Below are 22,925 nucleotides of genomic sequence, written 5' to 3'. Positions count from 1 at the left end.
CTAATCAGTCATTAAGTCACCTCGTACCCGGCCAGGTTGCTGAGCATACTGGCAAAAGGCGCATGAGGCGTTGTATTGATGGTAACGGTTTTTCCCGTCACCGGATGTGAAAATTGCATTAAAGTACACGTAAGGGCTAATTGATTAAAACCAAACTGCTCCCGTGCAAATTTATTTTGTTTGCCATCACCGTGTGAGGTGTCACCGATGATGGGGTGGCGTAAATGAACAAGGTGTCTGCGCAATTGATGTTTGCGTCCGGTAAACGGCCTCAGCGCCACCAGCGAATAACGCGCAGAATCATATCTTCCCACCGGCACAGGTACACTGAATTTTTTCATAACCGTGTATTCAGTTACTGCATGCTGCGGGGCTACGTCTTCTGCCCGGTGAGCATCGGCAAACTTGTCCCGTTTAAATGTAAGGGCATAATCGATTAAACCACAGCCGTTCATCCATCCGCGCACCAGGGCCAGATAGCCTTTACGGATCTGTTTGCCCATCATTGCCTGCCCCAGCTGACTGGCGATCTGTCCGTTAAATGCAAATACCAGTACACCGGAAGTAGGCCGGTCCAGACGGTGAACCGGATAAACGTGCTGCCCCACAGTATCCCGTAATTTCTGAACGGCAAATTCAGTTTCCCGCTTATCTATCGGGCTGCGGTGAACCAGCAAACCCGGAGGCTTGTCCATGGCAACAATGTGATCATCCCGATATAAAATCTTCACTGGCTGATGACCGGTTATCAATCCCGCTTCACTCACCACAAACAACCTCGTCAAGTTGCTGTAGTACCAGATGCAAATCCACCTCGCCCGGCAACGCAATCTGGGCCATAGGCAGTAAAGCCATATTGGCGGGTAAAGATTTTCTTTCCGCGATTAATTGCTGAAAACGGGGAATAAAAATAAATTGCAGCCATGCTTCATAGGCCAGCGTATCGCGGGCGAAGGGCTGCGTACTTTGCAACGCTTCCGGCGCCGGTGCTGTTGACGACCAGTAGCCACCAGCTTTAAGGACTGTTTCCAAATCTTTCAGTAACAGACCAATGTGTTCAACCTGTGACATAACGGCTCTTTATGATGAAAAGCGGCCATTATAGAGTCACTGTTACGGTAGTAAAAGCCCCGGCACACCGTTATCATAGCGCCTTTGTTTTCAGGTGGAGCAGTTCAGTATGTCCGGTCAGTCAGCCCAATCTATTCAAACACTCAGCGAATTTCTGCTTCACGCAGGAACGGACTTTCAATTGTTTGATTTAGGCCGCGGTGTACACCCTCTGGACACACAGCAATTCCTTGAGATGGAAAGCGGCATGCGCCCCTGCCCCAGACCACGCCAGCAACACGCCTGGTTTGGCATTGTTTTCTGGTCGGGCAAGCTGGTAAAACATCACTATATCTGGTTTCTGAAGTTCCCGGTTGATGAGCGGGGTTTACTGGTCATGGCCGCCCGTAATCATTTTTTGCAAATTATTGTCGATGTGCTCGGTAGCAGTCCGGAAAATGAAAAGCAGGATACATTGCCGGATAATCCTTACTCTTTTGTGCCGGTGCAGTCGCAGATGGCGCAGTTCAACGCCCTGACCCGAAATATGCTCGGCCTGCCAGCGGCGCCGGGCACAGATAAAGTTGCGCAGTATGTAAAAGCCCCGGCAGTCAGTGACTGGCGGGAACTCTCTGTACAGGCCATTGCCGATTATGCCACTACGCTGACATCAGATGACGCTGTCACCGCTGTGATAACCAACCTGTCACTTTTTCAGCAGGATTTTGTCAAGACACTGATGGAGAATTGTGAACCCGTTGACCTGGCGCCAACATTGAAACAAGCCATTGCCGTTTACTGTCGGGAAACGCTGATTGAAAACCCGGTAACGGGTCTGGCCGCACTGCGGGCGCTGGCCAGCGAAACAGCCGATGAAACTGTCACAGCACTGTTGACAGATTTACTGAACGGGGAACAGGCAGATATTCATCTGCTCAGCGTGATTGCCGGCCGCCACTATGCGCAGCTCGATGAAACCCTTCTTGTTCGCTTTTTTGAAAATGCTGCCGCTGTGGATGATAAAGAAAACAGGCAAGGCGCAGTATTTGGCGGCTTTTTCTCTGACCTGGTTCAGTTACCGGTGCTGAGATTACAGGTACTGACCCTGTTGAGATCGGATACGTGCACCGAAAAGCTGAAACTGGCCTTCGGGCGGTTGTTTAACCAGGCACAGAAGCAGTAAACAATGACTTTAGGTGAATTAACTTTATTTCTGCTGATTGGATTTGCGGGCTTTCAGTTCTGGCGGATCCGCAGCATTTCAGAGGCGGCATTTGAACACGCGCGCCGTTACTGCGATACGCATCATCTCCAGCTACTGACACTGGCCCGTCGCTCAACACGACTGACTTTCAAGTATGCTAAGCCAGACTGGCATTCACGATTTGAGTTTGAATTTTCCGGAAACGGAGAAGACAGATATACAGGAGAAATGGAAATGGTGGGAAAACGGGTACTCAGAACACAATTACCGCCTTACCGCGTATAAAAACGCAAAAAAAGCGATAGCCAGACGCTATCGCTTTTTCTGAATTTTGAGCGTCCTTCTCTGCGATCCATTGCATCTTTCACCGTCCAGTAAAAATCCGTATGCGCCCCTTTCCTTCTTTTCCTGCATCATCCTGAGCAGGCCACTCTGTTCCGTGAGCGGATCCCTTTCCATTTTTCCTGTAGTAACTACACATCCTTCGTGCAGCATTCTTCAATCCCTGAAGTTGTCCATTGCGTTCATCATGAACGCTATCCTTATCCCTTAATCCATATTAACCACTCATCCGTGCAGTGGTAATCCCCGTTCCTGAGGTTGTCCCTGATGCGCTTTCCTTCGCGCTTCCAATGTCCTTGTTACCACAATCCCCGTGGTGTTCTTCATCCTGAAGTTGTCCCTGACGGTCATCCTGACCGTATCCCTTTTCCGTTCTCCTGAAAACTGGCTCTTCCTGAGTCAGTATTCCGTTCCTTCGGTTGTCCGCAGTTCATCCATGAGTGTCGTAAAGTTCATCCCTGACTCGTCGTGTTTCCCTGTGACATGATTAATAGTACTGATCCTGAAGATCTGTGCTACATGCTTTTTTCAATTATTTTCACCGTCATAAATCTGTCATTACCGGCATTATCAAAAAGTCCAACAAAAACAGTAACTTTATACTTTGGTATAATAAAAGCGTCATAAAAAAAACTTCAAAGTCCTACACTTTTGTAAGACATGTCTTACAAACTTTTGGGTAATGTCTACCAGCGGAATTCTGCGAAAAAACACCGGTAGCAGAATAGTGATGAAAAAAAGCGCAACCATCAGGTTACGCTTTCAAAACAGGGAGATAGAGGCTAAGTGATCAGACCAGCGGCTTTGGCTTAAAGAGGATCTCTCCGGTAACGTCAGACACTGTGATCACCGAGATCTGTTGATAGAACCCGCTTCTGAAGAACTTCAGGTATTTGGGCAAGCTCACAAAAACGCCCACCCCTTCGCTGGATGAGTCTTCATTTACGATACTGTCTATCGCCCCCATTAATACATGACCCAGACCATGATGCTGATGGTCCGGATGGACGGCAATAAAAGACACCATATGATAATGTTCAGCGGGCATTGCACTACGGATCTTCTCTTCTTTCTCAACCATAGCACGGGTACTGAAATAGCCTGCTGTCAGCAGCATTTTCAATCGCCAGTGCCAGAAACGCCCGCTGGAAAAGCTGCTTCCGGGTTTCGTCAGACAAGTGACAGCCAGCAAGCGACTGTCTTCGAACAAACCTATCATGGGTTGACCTGCATCCCAGAAGGCATCCAGCTCTTCTCTGATGGCACTGCGCAGACGGCCTTCATAGCCTTCTTTTTCTGCCTGAAAGATGTCCATGAACAGAGGATCATCATGATAGGCGTTATAAAGAATGGAAGCGGCTACTTTCAGATTGTCGGCAGTGAGGAATACTGCACGCACGTCTTCGATATGTACATCTGGCTCAAGAACGGTATTCATGGGACGATCTCCTGTAAATGAGAACAGGCGGATGTACTACTGACGCCTGACAAACAGTTATAGCCTGTTTTTTAATCACTTTACAGAAGAACAGCTCACTTGTTAACTAAAAGTTAATTCACACTATTGAGCGGTTCAGAGCTGGTTGTAAGCACCGTCACCCCAGCCCGTAAGAACACCGTCACGGAATACCAGAGGCGTACATTCGTCTTTAGATGTGACACCATCATCCATGGTGCGTTGAGTACGGTAGAACAGTACGCGATAAGCGTGATCATTCTTATCGTGCATTTCGTTAAAATCGGCTACACCCATTTTGCGGACAACAGATTCATAGGTCATACCGGTTTCTAACTGCGAAACATGCTTACGGTTATTGTATTCACGATCCTGCCAGTCTGAAGAATAATGTCCGTCATCTCCGCCTACAGAGATAACACAACCGGTGAGTGTGAACGGTGAAATAAGAGCAGCGGCCAGAATGAGATGTTTCATTTTAATCCTTTTTGTAAAATAATTTCAGTGGTTTTATTAACACCTTAAGAATCAAATATCAGACCACAAATTAACTCACTGATTTTGTTTAACATTATAAAATTCAGCAAAGTAAGCCTGGTTAAAATTTAGTGTATTACACTATTAACTGGTGCTTTATACTATTCCCGAAAACTCTGTATTCTCAGTAACCGAAGTAAGGAAAAATGATGTCTCAGGCCGATCAGTCACAACAGCTCGTTATGCTTTGCCACAAAATGCACCAGGAAGGTTTGCAGCCCGGCGTGGGGTTGTTGCGCGCGCGGGCTCCTTTCAAAGTCTCAGTGACGCAGGCTATCGATGCGATAAAAGCCTGGAATGCCAGCAGCAAAATGCCGGTAACACCGGCTTCTGATGCCGGCGACCGGGTCGCTGCGCTGGAAAAACGTGTCAGCGAAATGGAATCGGCTATGGCGATACTTGAACAACGTCTCGCACAATTGAGTGATAAAACAGCGTAAAGATTAAAGGCGCGGGGTAAGCGCTGACAGAAAATCAGCCATTGAAGGGGCAAGCACCTGCTCAGCACGTTTGCCAACTCTCTCCAGCAATACCTCACCGGTGCTGTTGTCCAGTGAAATCAGGTAGTCATCGTCGTCTGTGAGTGCGAAGAATAACGTAGCAGGCTGTTTCAGGCGACGTTTCATCATAATGTGCCCGATGAGATTTTCCTGAAGTCTTTCGAAATCTTCATCGCTGCAAACCTGCAGCAGTTCACAGTTGCCCTGCTCTGCCTTTGCCGGTAAATGAAAGCTGAAGTAGCGGGTGAACCAGGTAACAAAATCAGAGTGTAATTTAATATCCAGCGCCTCTTCCAGACCATTAAAGTTATTGTTGCCTGTTTGCTTAACAGGTTGCCAGTTTACCACTTCACCATTCTCAGCATTCCGGGAATAGCACGGTGAAGGCCAGTCTTTATCAAATTCAATCGTCAGAAAATCGGGATTTTGTGACGCAGCGGTAAGGCATTGCTGAATAAAAGCATCTAAACTTTGTGTTAATTGGTCGGGCATTTCGGTGGCCTTTTGGTTACACTGAGGACCTGCTTCATTCTGGTTTTATCGGATTGCGGGCCCGTTGACTTTTCTGCCCGCTATTTTAAGGTTGAATCACACATTATGACAAACCCAAAGCCTTTCAAGGTGCCTTCAGATCTTTCCCTTGGAAAAACGGTTGAATATGAAACGTCTTACAATCCTTCATTGCTGCAAGCTGTTCCACGGAGCCTGAGCAGAGATACACTGTCATTATCAGCGGAAACCCTGCCTTTTCAGGGCTGCGATATCTGGACCGGTTATGAATTGTCATGGCTGAACAGCAAAGGTAAACCCTGTGTGGCGATTCTTGAATGCAGAGTACCGGTCACGTCTCCGTCATTAATTGAGTCTAAATCTTTCAAGCTCTACCTTAACAGCTTTAATCAGTCGAAATTTGATGATGCAGAAGCAGTAAAGGACGCCCTGACCAGAGATCTATCTGCCTGTGCCGGAGAAAATGTCGATGTCGCAATTATCCTGCCAGACGCATTCAACACGCTGGGAATGGAGGAACTGGCAGGGCATGTGATTGACGATCTGGATATTACGGTGACGTCATATTCTCCTGACAGCGGGTTATTAACTACAGAAAATCAGGATGTTGCCGAAACAGTAGTCAGTCATCTGCTTAAATCGAATTGTTTAATCACAAATCAGCCAGATTGGGCTAGTATTCAAATCAGGTACAGCGGAAAACAAATCAATCACGCATCGTTACTGAAATATTTAATTGGTTTCAGACAACACAATGAATTCCATGAACAGTGCGTTGAACGAATATTTTGCGACATTATGAGCCAGTGTAAGCCGGAAAAACTTACTGTCTTTGCCCGTTATACCCGACGGGGAGGACTGGATATTAATCCGTTCCGGTCGAATTATGAAACTGCAGGTGTAAACACCCGTTCGGCTCGCCAATAGTGGGCGGTCACTCCGCCGGTATGCAAAGGAAAATGATGGATTCTAAGCAATTATCTTCATTAGTTTCACATAATGAGACGCTGGTACAGTTCATAATACGGTTAAGTTCCTTTTATGAGGGTTTGTCAGCCGAGACAGATAAAGAATTGCGGGTTCTGCGGGGACACTTGTCCGGGAAGCCTGATTTTACTCTCGCCACGGTCAGTATTAACAAGCTGAACACCCATATCCAGCATGCTGACACATCAGTGAAACAGCACACCCAGCTTACCGTTAAAGAACTTGAAAAGGCGATTAAACAGTTTCAAAGCACATTTCAGCAGAATAAGACATTGCGTCAGCAAAGTGCGCATTTACTGATTGCTGCTCAACAGCCCGTCGATAACCTGTTTCAGTTGCAGTCATTGTGTCTTAAAGCAATCAAACTGTTCTCTCTTGTATCGGCAGAAGCCGTTGAGGAAAACGCCGGCTCATCTCCCAAATTGCACAAAAAGCCTGAAGCACGGACGAGCGGTTCACTGTTTGAAGAAATTCAGAACGAACTGAGTCAGCTCATCGACAGCTATGCCAAAAAGCAACCTGATGAACCGAAGGTCGTTGATTTGCGCACGAAACTGGAATCGCAACTTTCTGAAGAAGAGCTGCTGCAGACCTGTATTATCGTTATCAGGCTGGTAGTTACGGAATCCATGCATGAGGCAACCCTGTCCGGACGTATGATCTACCGTATCCATCACGCGTTAGGCGGGATTCAGGAAGGCGTTGAAGCCAGTATGGCTTCGTCGGGCAAAGCCTTTGAAGCGCGAAACGCCAGTGCGGATGACATTGCCAGCCAGCTGACGGAAATGGGTCAGACCGTTCAGGACTCTGATTCACTGGAAAAACTGAAAACGCAGGCTCAGGCACACATTACGTCTATTTCTACGGCCGTGGCTAACCGGAAAGAGGCAGACAATAAGGAACAGCAGGCACTGATGGGCTTGCTGAGTGCGATGCAAACGCAAATGGAAACCCTGCAGCGTCAAACTCAGGTTTACCGTCGCAAGCTGGCTGAGCAGACTGCATTTAGTCATACTGATCCTCTTACCCGCCTGCCAAACAGACTGGCTTACAATGAACGCTTCAACCGCGAGTATGAGGATGCCCTGAATGACAATCGTGCGTTATCACTCGCTGTGATTGATATCGACTTTTTCAAATCTATTAATGATCGCTTCGGCCATCAGGCCGGTGATAAAACCTTGCAGGTGGTAGGACATCACCTGAAAAAACAGCTTCACGGTGATGAGTTTATTTCCCGCTGGGGTGGTGAGGAGTTTGTGATGATCCTGCCATTTATCGAAACCTCAGCGCTGGAGAAAAAGCTGGATGACATGCGGGAGTCTCTGTCCCGTTTACCTTTCAAATTTAAACAGGAAAAAGTCAGTATAACCGCATCATTCGGTGGTACCTGCCTGCGTGAGAACGATGAACCTCATTCCATGTTTGAGCGGGCCGACGAATTACTCTATCAGGCGAAAAAGAACGGCAGAAATCGCGTTGTAGTCGAATAGGTCTGTGATATGAATAAAGTGCAACTGAACCCGGTAGGCTGGATGAGCCAGCTGTCACAAGATGAAGTCGCCAGACTTCAGGACACCACTAACAGCAAGTTATTCGATGTTTTTAAACGATGTTGTCTCGCAGTCCTCAACAGCGGCGTAGACGAAGACAATTTTGAATTGCTCTTTGCACCATACGACGACTTTGATATTCGTCTGATACGGCGTGAGCGCGGAGTCAAGATAGAGCTGATTAATCCCCCTGAGGTTGCCTTTGTGGACGGCAAACTGATGCGTGGCGTACATGAGCACATATTCGCGGTGCTCCGTGATTTACTGTTCATGGGTAATAAATACGCTTTTGTACATGAAAAAGCGCCCACAGAAGGCAGTGCTGTTACCGATATGGTGTTCGATATGCTGCGTCACGCACAGGCACTGGAAGGCAATGATGAACTGAATACCATTGTCTGCTGGGGTGGCCATTCCATAAGACAGCACGAATATAAATATACCAAGGAAGTCGGATACCAGCTGGGTCTGAGAGAAATGAATATTTGTACCGGCTGTGGTCCCGGCGCCATGAAAGGGCCGATGAAGGGTGCTGCCATCGGCCACGCCAAACAGCGCTATTCCAAAGGGCGTTACATTGGCATTTCAGAGCCGGGCATTATTGCTGCCGAGCCGCCAAATGCTATCGTCAATGAACTCATTATCATGCCGGATATAGAAAAGCGTCTTGAGGCTTTTGTTCGTCTTGCACACGGCATTATCATCTTCCCGGGTGGCGTGGGTACAGCAGAAGAATTACTTTACCTTCTCGGTATTTTGATGAACGACCGCAACGCCCAGCAACCTTTCCCGGTCATTCTTACCGGTCCCGCTGAATCAAGAGTCTGGTTTGAAGCGATAGACGAGTTCATTGGTGCAACACTCGGTAAAGAGGCGCAGGATAAGTATCAAATCATTATCGATGATGCCGCAGAAGTCGCCCGTACGCTCAGCGCCGGTTTGAAAAAAGTAGAAAACTTCCGCCGCGCGATGGGAGATGCATTCAGCTTCAACTGGTCGGTGCGTATTGACGAGTCATTCCAGATGCCATTCGAGCCCACTCACGAGAGCATGGCTGCCCTTCCTCTGCACACTGACCAGCCGGTTTCAGAAATAGCGAAAGTACTGAGACAAGCCTTTTCCGGTATTGTCGCCGGTAACGTAAAAGCGGACGGTGTAAAGCAGATTAAAGAACAGGGGCCGTTCCGTCTTACCGGCGATCACGCCATGATGGAACGTATTGATACGCTGTTGCAGTCATTTGTATCACAACAGCGAATGAAGTTGCCCGGTTCGGATTACGTTCCCTGCTATACAATTAATGCCTAGTTCCGGTTAAAGCTTGTTACGATTTAGTCGTTACAGTTGAACGATGTTTTAAGGTACACTGAGGGCAATTCGCAGTAAAAAGTGAAAAAGGATGAATGGCAAGGTTTTAAAACTGATTTTGCTGGGCGCGTGCGCCTACGCCCTCTTTGTTTTTCTGGTAATGTCATTTTACCCTGACAAGCCGGAAAATATGGACTGGCAGGATCGGGAAGAATACAACAAGGTTCAAATCACCAAACTGAAGTTAGGTGCCACCCGTGAAGAAGTACTTGCCTTGCTCGGGTCTCCGGACATTACCGAAGCAAAGATGGACTCAGGCACAACTATTCAGGTGATGTTTTACCGTACTCAACATGTCAGGGCTGATGGCCTGACTACTCAGGATGAGTGCACGCCTTTGTTGTTTGAGGGCGATCAGTTAATCGCCTGGGGAGAAGGTGCCTATCAGAGTTATCTGAAGTCATAACTCCCCTGCAATGCATAGTGTCATTGAAGATCTTGTAAACCATATTCATCAAACCGGCCTGCTGTTTACGCAGGCGTGTTCTCCCGCAGAAATAACCAGGCAGAGTCTCTCTCTGGCCATCCGGCTAATTAAATCCGGCCGCACATTACCCGACTCGCTTCTTGCCATTACATCGCTTCCGCAGGCCTCTTCTGCTCACAATCTGTTGCCTCAACGTGCAGCTTGTCTAATGACCTTTCTGGGCCTTAAGTTTCAACTTAATGATCACTATCTTCAGCACCTCGTAGCCGCTACTTTCGCCGTTTGCAGCCTGAAAAACAATGCTGAACAACAAGAAGGTTGTCAGCTTTTCTGGCGGGAGAGGCGACTGATTTTTTTTTCCGGTTTACTGAAACTTCAAAAAGTGGCTCAGGCACCAGCCCCCCACCGTTTCCTGCATCCTCACCGGTTAAACGAAGAACAATCGCTGTTTATCTCCGTCATTTCACTGATTAAAAATCAGCAGGGCTCAATGGTAAGCAGGTTGAAACCGGTTATTCCCCGCACTAATGAGAGGGAACAGCACCGGTTTGAATCTTTACTGAAGTATCCCGGCGAATTTATGCCCGGCTGCGCAGTGTCTTTTCCTAAAGGTGAAGGTGTCTTCCTGTTCACTTTAACGTTCACCACAGGTGCTGTATTGAGAGGCTCAGGCGATGTGGAGGAGAAACACCTTCGTCAGATTAAAATAACACGCTATCAGGCCCTGTCTCTGAATGAATGGTTATCAGAAGTAAAGGCCTGCGATGCGGCTTTTAAACCTGCCGTCAGACAACTGATACCCGATACCTACCCTGTGAGTCGTTTACCCGGAGATCTGCAAACTATCATTACGAGTTTGCACGATACCAATACCGACATTCACAAGCTCTCACGCAGGCTTTCACACATGCCGGTATTTTCAGACTATCTGAAAAAAACGGCCAGTCTGGACAACCGGCTTCAGTTACCGGTGAAAGACGTTAAACAAGCCATTATGACTTACGGCCTTACCCGTGTAGGCGATATGCTTATCATGCGGGCACTGAACCAGCGTCTGCACCAGCGGCACTTCCCGCTGCTTGCTGTGTGCATCCGGTTCGCTGAACTTGTAGCTGCGATTGCATCAGAGCTGGCAGAGAGGGGTCACGTTAAGCAGACACCGCAAACAGCAGCACTAATTGCCACCTTCATAACAGCACCTTTGTTTACCTTGCATGCACTAAAGGTTATTAAACACTGGCCGCTTCAGCGGCAGCGGTTGTATCAGCTAACGGCATTGCAGGAGACTGAAACTCAGCCCCTCCCGGCCCTGTCTGCTTCGCTGGCGAAACAGTGGCAACAGCCGGCGCGCTATCAGGCTGTTATCAGTTATTATTCAACGTTACCGGCTCATATGCCTGAATCGGTACGGGCAGACGCAGCTTTAGCCGGGCTCAGTATCCTACTGGCTAACAAATGGCTGTTTGGTGGCGCTGAATGTGAGGATACGAAGCTGTTTCAAAGTCAGGCATTACAGAGTCTGAAGCTTACGCCATCCTCTTTGTCAGAAATAGCCGGCGTTACCAGCTACCTGATGTGGTTACCTCTTCGCCAACGCTCATAGCCAACATTCATGAAATTTATGGCGAGTGACATGCAGTTTTCTGTTACACCCTGTCGTCTTGATATAAAATAGAAGGGTTAAGGCTTTTGCCGCTGGCAACGGTTTTACGCATTTCCGGCTTTGGCGACTCTCCGTAGGTGACACAACTTTACCGCTGTCACAGTAGCGCCAGGCAACCTGACGATTAATTAAAAACAGAAACCCAAAGGATTCCTCAACATGACTCAGCAACGCATTACAGTCATTCGCGGCGACGGCATTGGTCCGGACATCATTGATGCCACTATTAAAATTCTGGACAAGGTGGGATGTAACTTCGCTTATGACTATGCTGATGCAGGTCTGGTAGCGCTGGAAAATCATGGCGAACTGCTACCACAAGAAACCCTCGACCTTATCGCCAAAAACAAAGTGGCACTTAAAGGCCCGCTGACGACGCCGGTTGGTGAAGGTTTTACATCAATCAACGTAAGCTTGCGTAAGCAGTTTTCTTTATATGCTAACGTACGTCCGGTGTTATCTTTCAAGGGTACCAAAGCCCGCTATGAAGATATCGACATCATTACTGTACGTGAAAACACCCAGGGTATGTACTCAGGTCTTGGTCAGGTGGTCTCTGAAGACGGCCAGGAAGCTGAAGCGATGAGTAAAATCACCCGCCAGGGTGCAGAGCAAATCGTAACGTTTGCCTATGAACTTGCCCGCCGTGAAGGACGCAAGAAAGTCACTGCAGTGCATAAGGCGAACATCCTGAAGTCTACATCCGGCTTATTCCTGAAAGTGGCCCGTGAAGTGGGTGAGCGTTATCCGGACATCGAATCAACAGAAATGATTGTTGATAATACCTGTATGCAACTGGTTATGAACCCTCACCAGTTTGATGTGATTGTTACGACCAACCTGTTCGGTGACATTCTGTCTGATCTGTGTGCCGGTCTGGTAGGTGGTCTGGGTATGGCTCCGGGTGCAAACATCGGTAAAGACTGCGCCATCTTTGAAGCGGTACATGGTTCTGCACCGGATATCGCTGGTAAAAACCTGGCAAACCCGACATCAGTGATCCTTGCTGCAATCCAGATGCTTGAGTATCTCAACATGGGTGACAAAGCAGAGAAAATCCGCAGTGCACTGAAAGAAGTTATCGAAACCGGTGACCGTACAACCCGTGATCTGGGTGGTCAGGCCGGAACGACTGAGTTTACCGACGCGGTACTGGAACGTCTCTGATAGCGAACGGCTGACAAAACTTTGTAGAAAGCGGGCATCATGTCCGCTTTTTTATTGTCCTGACCCTTACCTGTACAAAAACTGGTCTCTCATTTTATCTTCTTTGGATTTAAGCTTTTTATGTACACCGGTACACACAAATCACTTAATTCAACACAAGGAAGATACAATGAACAAATCCAGACTGGCACTGGCCGCTTTATTTGCAACACTCTTTTTGACTCAAAGTGGCGCTGCTCTTGCCAATACTATTGAAACAGATGTCACTGAAGCAGCCGGTATTACGCTGCCCGATGCATTAGACTTAAACACTGTCACGGCAGAAGAATTGACTGCCTTACCTGGCATCGGACTGAGTAAAGCGGAAGCCATCATTGCTTACCGCAATGAAAAGGGCTATTTCCATGAAGTGGACCAACTCACCGAAGTAAGAGGTATAGGTGAAAAATTGCTGGCAAAGGTGCGGGACCGCGTAAAAGTAGTTCAACATTGATCACCGCACATAAAAAAGCCCGCAAAACGCGGGCTCCATTATTATTCTCGTTGCGGCATTAACCATTCAGTGAAGCAATGTACTGCTTGAACTCTTCACCCAGGTCAGGGTGACGAAGAGCATATTCAACATTTGCTTTCATATAACCAAGTTTACTACCACAATCATGGCTCTTGCCCTTCATGTAATACGCATCAACCTGCTCAATTTTCATCAGTGAATCAATGGCGTCAGTTAACTGAACTTCACCACCGGCACCTGGAGGCGTGAACTCCAGCAGATCCCAGATTTTCTCGGACAACACATAACGACCGACTACTGCAAGATCTGAAGGTGCTTCTTCCAGTTCTGGTTTTTCTACCATTTTGTGGATTTTCGCAGATTCACCCGGCTTAATGTCTACGCCTTCCAAATCTGCAATACCAAATTTAGAGATATCTTCTTTTGGTACCTGCTCTACCATAACCTGACTAACGCGGCTGGTATTAAATTTAGCAACCATGTCCGCCAGATTATCTTTCTTCGGATTACTCGCAACATCGTCAATGATGACGTCAGGCAGAACAACCGCAAACGGTGCATCACCTACCAGCGGATGCGCACACAGGATTGCGTGACCCAGACCAGCAGCATGCCCCTGACGGACGTGCATGATAGTTACGTCTTTTGGACAGATTGACTGTACCGCTTCGAGTAACTGACGTTTAACACGTTTTTCCAGTGTCGCTTCAAGCTCGAAGGACGTATCGAAATGGTTTTCAATGCTGTTTTTACTCGCGTGAGTAACCAGGATAATTTCTTTCACACCAGCAGCAACACATTCGTTTACTACATACTGGATAAGCGGCTTATCAACAACTGGCAGCATCTCTTTCGGGATGGCCTTGGTTGCCGGCAACATACGTGTTCCCAAACCAGCTACCGGAATAACCGCTTTCTTTACTTGACTCATATTCGTGTCCTTTTACTGAAAATCCTCAACCGATGATGTAGTAATGCAATCCGTATTCCGCTCTACAACATGGTTCACAACTTAAGCTGCCGTCAGTGATTAACACCAGCTATAAAAATCATTTTACATAAGCAGGATGCGTTACCCATGCTTCTACGATAAACGAGTTAATATGGCTCAATCAACTTGCATTTACTACAACCAATACAAAATAGCTGCCACTTACGCATCATTTTAGTGCGAACGCACTAAAATAGACACAGACGCACTCCGTTAGAACAATTTCTTCATGACGTCTATGTATTAAAATCGCGACAGTTTACTCAACCACCGTGACGGATTGATGACGAAACATGAAACTATACCAGCGGTCCTTTTTTTCCTTTGAGTCCGTCAACAAACCCCTTCGAAAAATACCGGCCCCGCTGCTTTCCGTTGTCGAAAACCCAACGGTTAATGAGCCACCTTAACGGAATGGCCGGAATATTTCTCAACTTCCAGTAAAGCGGCACGTAGCTTCTGCGACTTAATATAAGCACATTACGTACCTGATAATATAATCTGACCGGTGCACCACGTTTAAAGGTAATTCCGAGGACCTTATGTCTGCCGTCACCCTGCTTATGTAACATGGTCACGTTCGTCAACTTAACCACAGAGAATCCTTTGTCTCTGGCTCTCCAGCACCATTCATGGTCTACACCGTCAATGAACAGTGACTCTTCCTTGTGACCAATGGTTTCCAGCTCAGAAAGGCTGAGCATCATCCCTGAGGCAATTATTTGTTTAACACTGGCAAGGCCGTCCCGCACATCTACTGCCTGCTGCACTTTTGGCTTTACCGGCTGATTATAAAATTCGCAGATAATTTGCGGGCCTACCGCAGCTACCTTGCCGAAATGTGCTTGCGCTTCAACAAAACCGGCGCACAATCCTTCCATCAGCGCTGGCGTAACAGCACTGTCCTGATCGAATAAAACAGCATGGCTGAACTGTTGCCCGGCAAGATGAGACAAACCGCGATTCTGAGCAGCGGCAATCCCGATGTTTTGGGGATAGTGGAGGTAAACCACTTCCTGCGGCAATGCCAGCTTCAATTCATGGGGAGAATTATCTACCAGTACCACCTGGTAACCCGAATCAATCAGCGTTTCTAACATCCGGCTAAGATGCGAAGTATCAGGATGAAACAGGATTATAACAACCCCGGTTTTCATGACTTCTCGCCTCTCTCCAGCATCTTCCGGTCCAGTTTATACGCCAGTTTAACCAGCTTTGAAGGCATCATCCGCATCAGCAGTACGCAACTGGCATAAAACAGATTCCAGGGCGTCATCCGCTTTAAGGCACGCATAGCGTAGAGCCTTGCACGAAATTCGTTGACCGACTTGGAAAAGCCCCGGCGTTTATAGAAATTATTTACCCGGCGGAATTCCAGTAAACGCTCACTGAGATTTCTGAATACGAAACCTTCCTCTGCCAGTTGGATCCACAAGAAGTAGTCCTGAGTATTCATCAGTTCAGCATCATAGCGAAAGCCCTTCCGGAATATTTCATATCTGAAAGCGACTGTAGGATGATTTATGGAACAGCGGCGGGGTAAGACTTTAACAATTTGCTTGTGGGATGCCGGCATAATTCTCGCTCCTACGACCACACCACTTTCATTGATTTCAGTCAGTGCTGTACCAAGGATCCCCACATTCTGATGATTACTGAGGTATGTCACCTGTTTTTCGATACGATCCGGCAATGAAATATCATCGGCATCCATCCTGAAAAAGAAATCAAAGTTCAACGCCATGCCCCACTCTATAGCAAAGTTCATACTGGCCGCCAGACCAATATTGGAGCAGTTCTCTGCGAGAAAAATGCGTTCATCACCGGCCGCGGTATGCGTCAGAAAGTCACTGATATTGCCGTCGACAGGACCGTCTTTGATGATAAGGAAAATAAACGTTGAGTAGGATTGACCGGTAATGCTGCTGACAGCTTGCTTCAACCAGTTTAACTGGTCTTTATGATACACCGCCATTGCCACCAGAGACCCGGTACCGGCAGGAATTTTACCCTGATGAATTATCGTTGTTTTCGCTTTTGACAATGCAGCCGCCAGTAACACATCACTATTTTAACTGGCAGCAAACATACCAAAATTATTCCCTGTCGTCTGCACTATTTATGGGCAGTTGACGGTTTTAAGGTTTTGTTTTCAATGATCGTTTAACGTGACGGATCAATTTCCAGATGTTTTGAATGATATAGCTGTAAACCATCAGCAAGCCGAGGAACGACCAGAACATGACATACTCAGGCACCATCAGGATTTCTCCCAGAATACCCACACCGGCGTAACATAAACCCAGGAACAAAATCGCAGCCAGCGCTTGTCTGCTGGAGAGTCCTGCGCGCATAAAAATATTGTGCAAATGCTTGCGGTCGGGACGCAACATTGACTGCCCTTTGCGTGCACGTCGGTACATGATTGCTGCCATGTCCATCAGAGGAAGACCAATCAACCACACAGCGGTAATAGGTCTGAAAGCGGCGGCTTCGCCCTGCGTGTGGTCCACCAGCAACCACACAATAGTAAGTCCGACAAACATACTGCCGGCATCACCCATAAAAATTTTATTGCCTTTGAATCCCTTCCAGCTCAGATTGAAGGCCAGAAACGGCACAATAGCAGCGACAATAATCAGCGGCTCCATAATCGCCGCACCGTTACCTGTTCCCAGCAGAATACCGACAACAGTCAACAGAACAATCAAACTCATGCCACCGGCGAGCCCGTCAATACCATCAATCATGTTGAAAGCGTTAATTACACCCACAACGCAGACGATGGTAAAGAAGTAACCGGCAATCCCCAGATACGCTTCACCGAAGCCGAAAATGTTACCCAGGGAAGTAATATAATTCTGTGCACTCCATGCCATGATGGCAGCAACACCAAACTGACAAAGGAGACGGCCTTTGGCACTTAACTGGAAGCGGTCGTCCAGCATGCCAAGCAAGACAATAAAGGCTGATGCTGTAAAAAACAGAGGATTGTTTTTCATCCACACATCAGTCGCCACACTCGCCACCAGCACAGCCATGAAAATGGCAACTCCACCAGTCAAAGGCACCATGCCTGCGTGACGTTTACGGTAAGTCGGATGATCAACCAGGCCAAACTGATGAGCCAGTGGAGTCATCACTATCAATAAAATCAGGGCGACAAAAAATGCCGTGAACAACGGTACAATTTGAAGATAATCAAACATACAAAGTACTAATCCCTAACCATAGGTCTGACTTGCCGGTAGATGTGAAATGTGTGTGAGCGGTGTTGATAGCGATATTCCATTTTGTCTAAAACTTCCTGATGCCGGGCAGCATTTTGATCAGCAAACACCAACATGCCAACATAATAATAGACTAAAGACAAAAAGACTACCTCCTGAAATTACAACAGAGAAATTTTCTTTCAAATCTTTTAATCTGCTTTACCTGTTCTGACACACATCTGACATTCCACCGCTTTACAAAGCATACTGCGAACTTTTTTAGCATCACAGACTCACACAGACGTCATTTTTAGTTTTAACATTACCCGGGGGAACCGTCTTAAGCAGATACGTAACATCAGCAGGCACTCCTGAGTAACAACACCATTTTAAATGTCAGAAGCTTTAAAGCAATTATCAAGCCATCACTATAAATGGTTACTAAACATGACAAATTACAGATTTAGCGCAGATGCATAAAGGGCAGACTGCAAAAGCCGGTGAATGTGGTATGCTATCCGGCCAGATTAGACAAGGAATTATTAAGACATGAGTATTATCAGAAGTTTAAGTGCTGGTCTGATAGGTCTTACCGTACTGTTGAGCGGATGTTCTTCAGCCCCTACGCAGGTGAATGCGAATATTCCGCTGGTTTCAGGCGATTCAATGCGACTAGCTGACAGCCAGGTATATCCGGTACCGCAAGGCAATTTGTCGCCGGGTGAGATGTTGCAGATTGGCAACGAACAGTATCAGATCCACAACCGCTATATCTCTGCATCAGGATTAACCTGTATGTCATTGCGGGATCTGACCAATCCGGCAAACCGTCGTGCAATTTGTGAACGGGACGGGCAATGGCAAATGCTTGCTCCGCTTCTTACTCAAATCTCAGCTAAATAATCATGGCAGAATCTATGTCAGTAATCCGTACACTTTCCACCTTAGGTAAGGTGGTGTTGGCCTGCGCCTGTTTTTCTTCTCTTGCAACAGCACAATCTCTGGCCGATCTTCAGCAATTACGTGAACAGGCCCAACAGCAAAACTCGGGCAATTCCGCTACCACTGGAACCGGGAACGCCCAGACTCAAGCTGTATCGCCTATGAATGTGCAAACCTCCCGTACATTGCCGGGCGCACGCAGCAGCATGTCAACGTCTACCGGCCAGTACAACAAAGAACCCCGCTCCGGTGTGTCTTTGCCCGGCGAACCAACGGTAGAAGATGTATTTCCTTACAGCGAACCACTTGTCAGCCCGCCATTCGCTGCCAACCTCTTCATCGGCGGTTTTGAATCTGAACGCAGCTCAGGCCTTAATGAAAACTATCTGATTGCGCCCGGTGATAAGATTTCAATCTGGATGTGGGGTGCTGTCGCCTTCTCCGATGTGGTAACAGTTGATAACCAGGGAAATATTTTTATTCCTAACATTGGTCCTGTGCATGTAGCAGATACGCCGGCCGGTTCGGTGAATGCACTGGTCACTAACAGTATTAAAAGAATTTATACCAACGACGTTAACACCTATGTAAATCTGCTCACGTCTACGCCGGTAGCGGTTTATCTTACCGGCCCCGTTATCCGCCCCGGCCAGTATGCCGGCCTGGCATCAGATAGCGTGCTTTATTATCTTAAGCGTGCCGGCGGTATTGATTTCAACCGTGGCAGCTTCCGTAAAATCGATATCCGTCGTGAAGGAAAAGTGATTGCCACGGCAGACCTTTATGAATTTATCCGTGAAGGCACCCTGCCCGGCGTTTCATTTAAAGACGGTGATACCATTGTTGTTCATCCGGTAGGTGACAGAGTGACCGTCGCCGACGGCGCGAATAACAGCTATACCTTTGAATTCAAGAAAGATGAGTTGATGGGTGAAACCTTGCTTGACTATGCCAGACCACGGGATTTTATCAGTCATGTTTCCGTTGCAGGCCTCAGAAGCGATCAGCAGTTTGCCCAGTACGTTTCGCTAAATGAATTCAACAATGTTGTTTTGCAGTCCGGTGATGAGGTCAATTTCATTAATGACCACGTCGCGAAGGTTTACCAGATAAACATTGAAGGTGGTCACACTGGCCCTTCCAAAATCATGGTTGACCGGGGTACCCGTTTGCAGGATGTCCTGGATTACATTCATGTTGACCCGTCACTCGCCAGTGTATCAGATGTTTATCTGCGTCGCGAAAGCGTGGCACAAAGTCAACGGGAGCTCATTGAACAGTCACTGCAGCGCCTGGAACGCAGCATTTACACTGCACCAATCAGTTCTACCGGAGAAGGTTCTATCCGTGTTCAGGAAGCGCAGCTGGTCAGCGACTTCATTGAGCGCGCCAGACAAGTTGAGCCACAGGGTAAAGTCATTGTGGCTGAAAACGGTGAAGTGGCCAACGTGCTGCTGGAGCCGAATGATACCATTGTCATCCCTGAAGCCACTGATCTCATTCATGTGGGCGGCGAAGTAATGATGCCTCAGGCTATTGTCTTCAATAAAGATGCGACCACCGCTGATTATGTCGCCTGGGCCGGCGGGTTTACCCAACGCGCTGACGACGAGCGCATCCTTATCATAAGACAAAACGGTATCGTAGAGTTTGACAGTATTCACAGCAGTTTGTGGTCTGAAGGCGAAGGGAAGCTCACAATCCGTCCGGGTGACCAGGTTGTGGTATTGCCGTCTATTGATGTTAAGTCTCTGCAGACCATCAAAGACATCACACAAATCATTTATCAGATTGCTGTGGCGGCCAACGTAGCTACCAACTGATGGATACTACATTTAAATCACAGGTTGCAGCATGGCGAAGAGTGATCTTCGCCCTCTTTCTCCGTGAACTCCAAAGTAAGTTCAATGATAAGCTGGGACTTGGCTGGGCCTTCATTGAGCCCTTCGTGTTCATTTTTGCCATGTCCTATTTCCGCAGTTTTATCAGCGGTGACGACGTTCACTCGGTCCCATTATTTGTTTTTATGATGTTGGGTCTGATGGGTGTACAAACGTTTATGACCTGTACGTCTGTTGTGCCTGACTCTATCGGAAAAGCAAAACCCCTCTATGCATTCAGGCAGGTGCAGCCTATGGCTGCGCTTATCACCTCGGCGTTTATGGAATTTATGATAAAAGTTGGTGTGGTTTGCCTGATTGTGTGTGCGGTGTATTTAATGGAGATTGATTTTGAGGTAAATGATCCGCTACTGTTAATCGCACTTTTCGCATTACTGTGGGTTTTTTGCTTTTCCATCAGTCTGGTATTCGGTGTGCTTATCGCCTTCATACCTGAAATGAAAAAAATCAAAAATATGCTTAACCGGCCTATCTTTTTTATTTCCTGTACCTTTTTCAGTCTGCAGGATTTCTCCCCTGAGGTCTGGCCCTGGCTGACCTGGAACCCACTTGTCCACTTTATAGAACTCGCCAGATATGCCTGCTACGAAACCTATGGGGATGCCGGTGTGTCTTTGCAGTTTGCTGTTGAAGTTACCGCAATCAGTTTGTTTACCGGGTTAGCGCTCTATCACACAACCTGGAAGAAGGTGTTGTCACGGTGATTAGAATAGAAAATCTGACTAAGAGTTACCCGAGCAGGCTCGGGCCGCAATATATTTTCAAAAATTTAAACTTCGAATTCCCCACCGACCATAGTGTGGCCATATTGGGTAAAAACGGTGCCGGTAAGTCCACATTGTTCCGTATGCTGGCCAAAAGCGAATATCCGGATAAGGGCAGGATCCTGACAAATAAATCCATGTCCTGGCCGGTTGCACTGGCCACCGGTATTCATCCGCAAATGACCGGCAGGGAAAATACGCGGTTTATTGGCCGTATCAACCAGGTGGAATCGCTGACTCAGTATGAAAAACAGGTGCAGGAATTCGCAGAGATTGGTGGGAAGTTTGATTTACCGGTTAAGACGTATTCCTCAGGTATGCGTGCCAAGCTGGTTTTTGCCTGCTGTATTAATATTGATTTTGATATTTATCTCATTGACGAAGCAACTTCTGTAGGCGACCCCACATTTCGCCGCAAGGCCCGTAATGCCCTGAAAGAGAAAAATCTGACAGCAGGTATGATCATGGTTAGTCACGAACTGGACCAGATCAGGGAATTTTGTACTTCAGCCATTCTTATTGAAGACGGTAAGCTGAATTATTTCAGCGACCTGGAAGAAGGCATCAGTGCCTACATGGCAGAATAAATTTAGGTTAAGTGATATTAAAATGATGAAAGCGAAAGCACCCCTCAACAAACTGAAAAAGAACAAGCTGGTTTTCATTCTTGCGCCCTGGCTGTTATATGCGTTCTACCTGATTGTGTGGGCAGCACCGCAATATGAAAGTACAAGTAAGCTCATTATTAAATCCACAGACGGCGGCAGTTCCTTTGACCCCACCAGTTTACTGGGTGCATCAATCAGCGGCGTAGCGTCGACAAACGACAGTCAGATCATTGAGAGTTATATTAAATCTCAGGATATGATGCGTTATCTGGAGAAAACGTTGTCCTTAAGCAGCCATTACGGTGCAGACCATGCGGACATGTTCAGCCGTTTACCGGAAGACCACAGCCAGACACAATTTTATGAGTATTACCTGCAACAAATTTCAGTGGAAGTAGATTCAGCATCTTCTGTTATCACCCTGAATGTAAAAGCTTACACGCCGGAATTTGCACAGCAGGTCAACAGCACCATTGTGGATAAGGCCGAGCAATTTCTGAACGACATTAACAACAATCTGGCCAAATCTAAAATGGAATTCGCTAAGGGCGAGCATCAGGTTGTAGAAGATAAACTGCAAACTGCGAAGCGTGACATCCTCGCGTTCCAGTCTAAGTACAACGTGCTTGACCCTACCGCCGAAGGTGCTGCTTCCCAGCAAATTGCATTCTCTTTGCAGGCCACACTGGCGCAAAAGAAGGCAGAGCTGAATACCATGGAGACGATGATGTCACCCAGTGCCCCTGAGGTACAAAACATCAAACGTCAGATTGGTGCCCTGCAACAACAAATTAATATTCAAAAGGAAGGCTTCAGCAACCAGGTAACCGGAGAATCGCTGTCTGTAACAGAACAGATGGCAAAGTACTCTGACCTGCAAATTCAGATGCAACTGGCTATTCAGGCCTTTTCGTCCTCGCTGGTGTCACTGGAAAATGCCAGGGTCGAAGCCTATCAGAAATTACAGTATCTGGTCACCATCGAGTCACCCACCCTGCCGGATGACAATGCTTATCCTAAAACAGTCTATAACATGGTGCTTTTTGGTGTCATTTTACTCATCCTGTATGGCACAGCACGTATTATCATTGCGACTATCAAAGAGTTGTAAACAGCTAAAAGGGCTACACCTGCCTTACAGGGTAGTCCTTTTAAAGACTAAGCGTTTTACCCTGTAATTCTCTTGTGTATAGTGGAGTCAGGCATTAATTCACCTGACTGAGTCCGCC

24 protein-coding genes are annotated in these 22,925 nt (G+C 47.2%); 15 read left to right on the top strand and 9 right to left on the bottom strand.

The features are described from left to right. Positions 1 to 11 precede the first annotated feature (11 nt). Positions 12 to 785, bottom strand: coding sequence for a pseudouridine synthase (locus tag J3369_RS05940; protein WP_232373495.1), 774 nt, complete (start codon positions 783 to 785; stop codon positions 12 to 14). Further along, positions 760 to 1,071 carry a YqcC family protein gene (locus J3369_RS05935; protein WP_349584916.1) on the bottom strand — a complete coding sequence of 104 codons (312 nt, stop codon included), beginning with the start codon at positions 1,069 to 1,071 and terminating at the stop codon, positions 760 to 762. The genes J3369_RS05940 and J3369_RS05935 overlap by 26 nt, the downstream gene beginning before the upstream one ends. A 109-nt stretch (positions 1,072 to 1,180) precedes the next feature. Here J3369_RS05935 and J3369_RS05930 point away from each other — a divergent pair, with 109 nt between their 5' ends. Together J3369_RS05930 and J3369_RS05925 are read left to right on the top strand one after the other, a co-directional pair. After that, on the top strand, positions 1,181 to 2,233 hold the full coding sequence (locus J3369_RS05930) for a DUF3549 family protein (protein WP_349584913.1): 1,053 nt from the start codon (positions 1,181 to 1,183) through the stop codon (positions 2,231 to 2,233). Between the two features lie 3 nt (positions 2,234 to 2,236). Further along, complete coding sequence (locus J3369_RS05925) at positions 2,237 to 2,539, top strand: DUF3301 domain-containing protein (RefSeq protein ID WP_303574442.1); 303 nt, start codon at positions 2,237 to 2,239, stop codon at positions 2,537 to 2,539. 847 nt (positions 2,540 to 3,386) lie between these two features. Here J3369_RS05925 and J3369_RS05920 read toward each other — a convergent pair. After that, positions 3,387 to 4,034: a GNAT family N-acetyltransferase gene (locus J3369_RS05920; protein ID WP_349584910.1), complete on the bottom strand. Its 648-nt coding sequence runs from the start codon at positions 4,032 to 4,034 to the stop codon at positions 3,387 to 3,389. A 135-nt stretch (positions 4,035 to 4,169) separates the two neighbouring features. Further along, positions 4,170 to 4,529, bottom strand: a complete 360-nt coding sequence (locus tag J3369_RS05915) for a DUF3192 domain-containing protein (protein ID WP_119500475.1) — start codon at positions 4,527 to 4,529, stop codon at positions 4,170 to 4,172. A 209-nt stretch (positions 4,530 to 4,738) separates the two neighbouring features. Between J3369_RS05915 and J3369_RS05910 the strand changes: the two genes are divergently transcribed. Further along, entirely contained in the window at positions 4,739 to 5,029 is a 291-nt protein-coding gene (locus J3369_RS05910) for a hypothetical protein (protein WP_349584907.1), read from the top strand. Between the two features lie 3 nt (positions 5,030 to 5,032). On the opposite strand, the gene syd is transcribed toward J3369_RS05910, so the two are convergent. Further along, positions 5,033 to 5,581: a SecY-interacting protein gene (gene syd, locus J3369_RS05905; RefSeq protein WP_349584904.1), complete on the bottom strand. Its 549-nt coding sequence runs from the start codon at positions 5,579 to 5,581 to the stop codon at positions 5,033 to 5,035. 102 nt (positions 5,582 to 5,683) lie between these two features. Here syd and queF point away from each other — a divergent pair, with 102 nt between their 5' ends. The 7 genes from queF (at position 5,684) to J3369_RS05870 (ending at position 13,257) form a co-directional block, all read left to right on the top strand. Next, complete coding sequence (gene queF / locus J3369_RS05900; RefSeq protein ID WP_502877429.1) at positions 5,684 to 6,526, top strand: NADPH-dependent 7-cyano-7-deazaguanine reductase QueF; 843 nt, start codon at positions 5,684 to 5,686, stop codon at positions 6,524 to 6,526. A 35-nt stretch (positions 6,527 to 6,561) separates the two neighbouring features. Continuing rightward, positions 6,562 to 8,079 (top strand): GGDEF domain-containing protein, encoded by a 1,518-nt coding sequence (locus tag J3369_RS05895; protein ID WP_349584898.1) that lies wholly within the window; start codon positions 6,562 to 6,564, stop codon positions 8,077 to 8,079. A 9-nt stretch (positions 8,080 to 8,088) separates the two neighbouring features. After that, the gene (gene ppnN, locus J3369_RS05890) at positions 8,089 to 9,447 is read left to right on the top strand and encodes a nucleotide 5'-monophosphate nucleosidase PpnN (protein WP_349584895.1); all 1,359 of its coding nucleotides are present in this window, start codon (positions 8,089 to 8,091) and stop codon (positions 9,445 to 9,447) included. 91 nt (positions 9,448 to 9,538) lie between these two features. Continuing rightward, on the top strand, positions 9,539 to 9,913 hold the full coding sequence (locus J3369_RS05885; RefSeq protein WP_119500471.1) for a DUF3192 domain-containing protein: 375 nt from the start codon (positions 9,539 to 9,541) through the stop codon (positions 9,911 to 9,913). A 10-nt stretch (positions 9,914 to 9,923) separates the two neighbouring features. Then, entirely contained in the window at positions 9,924 to 11,537 is a 1,614-nt protein-coding gene (locus J3369_RS05880) for an HDOD domain-containing protein (RefSeq protein ID WP_349584892.1), read from the top strand. Between the two features lie 219 nt (positions 11,538 to 11,756). Next, positions 11,757 to 12,764 carry an isocitrate dehydrogenase gene (locus J3369_RS05875; protein WP_119500469.1) on the top strand — a complete coding sequence of 336 codons (1,008 nt, stop codon included), beginning with the start codon at positions 11,757 to 11,759 and terminating at the stop codon, positions 12,762 to 12,764. 169 nt (positions 12,765 to 12,933) lie between these two features. Next, positions 12,934 to 13,257 (top strand): ComEA family DNA-binding protein, encoded by a 324-nt coding sequence (locus J3369_RS05870; RefSeq protein WP_303574451.1) that lies wholly within the window; start codon positions 12,934 to 12,936, stop codon positions 13,255 to 13,257. A 58-nt stretch (positions 13,258 to 13,315) separates the two neighbouring features. Here the strand turns inward: J3369_RS05870 and galU are convergent, their stop codons facing one another. The 4 genes from galU to wecA all read right to left on the bottom strand — a co-directional run bounded on the left by galU (position 13,316) and on the right by wecA (position 17,478). Then, the gene (galU, locus tag J3369_RS05865) at positions 13,316 to 14,209 is read right to left on the bottom strand and encodes a UTP--glucose-1-phosphate uridylyltransferase GalU (protein WP_119500467.1); all 894 of its coding nucleotides are present in this window, start codon (positions 14,207 to 14,209) and stop codon (positions 13,316 to 13,318) included. A 359-nt stretch (positions 14,210 to 14,568) separates the two neighbouring features. Beyond that, positions 14,569 to 15,426 (bottom strand): glycosyltransferase family 2 protein, encoded by an 858-nt coding sequence (locus J3369_RS05860; protein ID WP_349584888.1) that lies wholly within the window; start codon positions 15,424 to 15,426, stop codon positions 14,569 to 14,571. Continuing rightward, entirely contained in the window at positions 15,423 to 16,313 is an 891-nt protein-coding gene (locus J3369_RS05855) for a glycosyltransferase (protein ID WP_349584886.1), read from the bottom strand. The genes J3369_RS05860 and J3369_RS05855 overlap by 4 nt, the downstream gene beginning before the upstream one ends. A gap of 94 nt (positions 16,314 to 16,407) precedes the next feature. Continuing rightward, positions 16,408 to 17,478: a UDP-N-acetylglucosamine--undecaprenyl-phosphate N-acetylglucosaminephosphotransferase gene (gene wecA / locus J3369_RS05850; protein WP_119500465.1), complete on the bottom strand. Its 1,071-nt coding sequence runs from the start codon at positions 17,476 to 17,478 to the stop codon at positions 16,408 to 16,410. Between the two features lie 552 nt (positions 17,479 to 18,030). Here wecA and J3369_RS05845 point away from each other — a divergent pair. From J3369_RS05845 to J3369_RS05825, 5 genes are read left to right on the top strand one after another with little or no spacing between them, the layout of a single operon-like run. Next, positions 18,031 to 18,384, top strand: coding sequence for a hypothetical protein (locus J3369_RS05845; protein ID WP_119500464.1), 354 nt, complete (start codon positions 18,031 to 18,033; stop codon positions 18,382 to 18,384). A 14-nt stretch (positions 18,385 to 18,398) separates the two neighbouring features. Continuing rightward, positions 18,399 to 20,246, top strand: coding sequence for a polysaccharide biosynthesis/export family protein (locus J3369_RS05840; protein WP_349584884.1), 1,848 nt, complete (start codon positions 18,399 to 18,401; stop codon positions 20,244 to 20,246). Next, a complete protein-coding gene (locus J3369_RS05835) occupies positions 20,246 to 21,028 on the top strand; it encodes an ABC transporter permease (RefSeq protein WP_349584881.1) in 783 nt (260 codons plus the stop codon). The genes J3369_RS05840 and J3369_RS05835 overlap by 1 nt, the downstream gene beginning before the upstream one ends. After that, a complete protein-coding gene (locus J3369_RS05830) occupies positions 21,025 to 21,675 on the top strand; it encodes an ABC transporter ATP-binding protein (protein WP_349584878.1) in 651 nt (216 codons plus the stop codon). Before J3369_RS05835 ends, J3369_RS05830 begins: the two co-directional genes overlap by 4 nt. Before the next feature lie 22 nt (positions 21,676 to 21,697). Beyond that, positions 21,698 to 22,807 carry a KpsE/RkpR family capsule polysaccharide export protein gene (locus J3369_RS05825; protein ID WP_349584875.1) on the top strand — a complete coding sequence of 370 codons (1,110 nt, stop codon included), beginning with the start codon at positions 21,698 to 21,700 and terminating at the stop codon, positions 22,805 to 22,807. Positions 22,808 to 22,925: the final 118 nt, after the last annotated feature.

The sequence above is a fragment of the Alteromonas sp. NFXS44 genome (assembly GCF_040148705.1).
Classification (GTDB): Bacteria; Pseudomonadota; Gammaproteobacteria; order Enterobacterales; family Alteromonadaceae; genus Alteromonas.
Note: the sequence above shows the minus strand (reverse complement) of the source record. Positions and strands in the feature narration are given on the sequence as shown.

Bases quoted from the DNA above. Each gene is read 5' to 3' on its own strand.
- J3369_RS05835 (WP_349584881.1), top strand. From the start codon at position 20,246: ATGGATACTACATTTAAATCACAGGTTGCAGCATGGCGAAGAGTGATC.
- J3369_RS05935 (WP_349584916.1), bottom strand. From the start codon at position 1,071: ATGTCACAGGTTGAACACATTGGTCTGTTACTGAAAGATTTGGAAACA.
- galU (WP_119500467.1), bottom strand. From the start codon at position 14,209: ATGAGTCAAGTAAAGAAAGCGGTTATTCCGGTAGCTGGTTTGGGAACA.
- J3369_RS05885 (WP_119500471.1), top strand. From the start codon at position 9,539: ATGAATGGCAAGGTTTTAAAACTGATTTTGCTGGGCGCGTGCGCCTAC.
- J3369_RS05930 (WP_349584913.1), top strand. From the start codon at position 1,181: ATGTCCGGTCAGTCAGCCCAATCTATTCAAACACTCAGCGAATTTCTG.
- J3369_RS05860 (WP_349584888.1), bottom strand. From the start codon at position 15,426: ATGAAAACCGGGGTTGTTATAATCCTGTTTCATCCTGATACTTCGCAT.
- J3369_RS05875 (WP_119500469.1), top strand. From the start codon at position 11,757: ATGACTCAGCAACGCATTACAGTCATTCGCGGCGACGGCATTGGTCCG.
- J3369_RS05895 (WP_349584898.1), top strand. From the start codon at position 6,562: ATGGATTCTAAGCAATTATCTTCATTAGTTTCACATAATGAGACGCTG.
- J3369_RS05880 (WP_349584892.1), top strand. From the start codon at position 9,924: ATGCATAGTGTCATTGAAGATCTTGTAAACCATATTCATCAAACCGGC.
- J3369_RS05840 (WP_349584884.1), top strand. From the start codon at position 18,399: ATGTCAGTAATCCGTACACTTTCCACCTTAGGTAAGGTGGTGTTGGCC.
- wecA (WP_119500465.1), bottom strand. From the start codon at position 17,478: ATGTTTGATTATCTTCAAATTGTACCGTTGTTCACGGCATTTTTTGTC.
- J3369_RS05825 (WP_349584875.1), top strand. From the start codon at position 21,698: ATGATGAAAGCGAAAGCACCCCTCAACAAACTGAAAAAGAACAAGCTG.
- syd (WP_349584904.1), bottom strand. From the start codon at position 5,581: ATGCCCGACCAATTAACACAAAGTTTAGATGCTTTTATTCAGCAATGC.
- ppnN (WP_349584895.1), top strand. From the start codon at position 8,089: ATGAATAAAGTGCAACTGAACCCGGTAGGCTGGATGAGCCAGCTGTCA.
- J3369_RS05845 (WP_119500464.1), top strand. From the start codon at position 18,031: ATGAGTATTATCAGAAGTTTAAGTGCTGGTCTGATAGGTCTTACCGTA.
- J3369_RS05915 (WP_119500475.1), bottom strand. From the start codon at position 4,529: ATGAAACATCTCATTCTGGCCGCTGCTCTTATTTCACCGTTCACACTC.
- J3369_RS05920 (WP_349584910.1), bottom strand. From the start codon at position 4,034: ATGAATACCGTTCTTGAGCCAGATGTACATATCGAAGACGTGCGTGCA.
- J3369_RS05870 (WP_303574451.1), top strand. From the start codon at position 12,934: ATGAACAAATCCAGACTGGCACTGGCCGCTTTATTTGCAACACTCTTT.
- J3369_RS05910 (WP_349584907.1), top strand. From the start codon at position 4,739: ATGTCTCAGGCCGATCAGTCACAACAGCTCGTTATGCTTTGCCACAAA.
- J3369_RS05925 (WP_303574442.1), top strand. From the start codon at position 2,237: ATGACTTTAGGTGAATTAACTTTATTTCTGCTGATTGGATTTGCGGGC.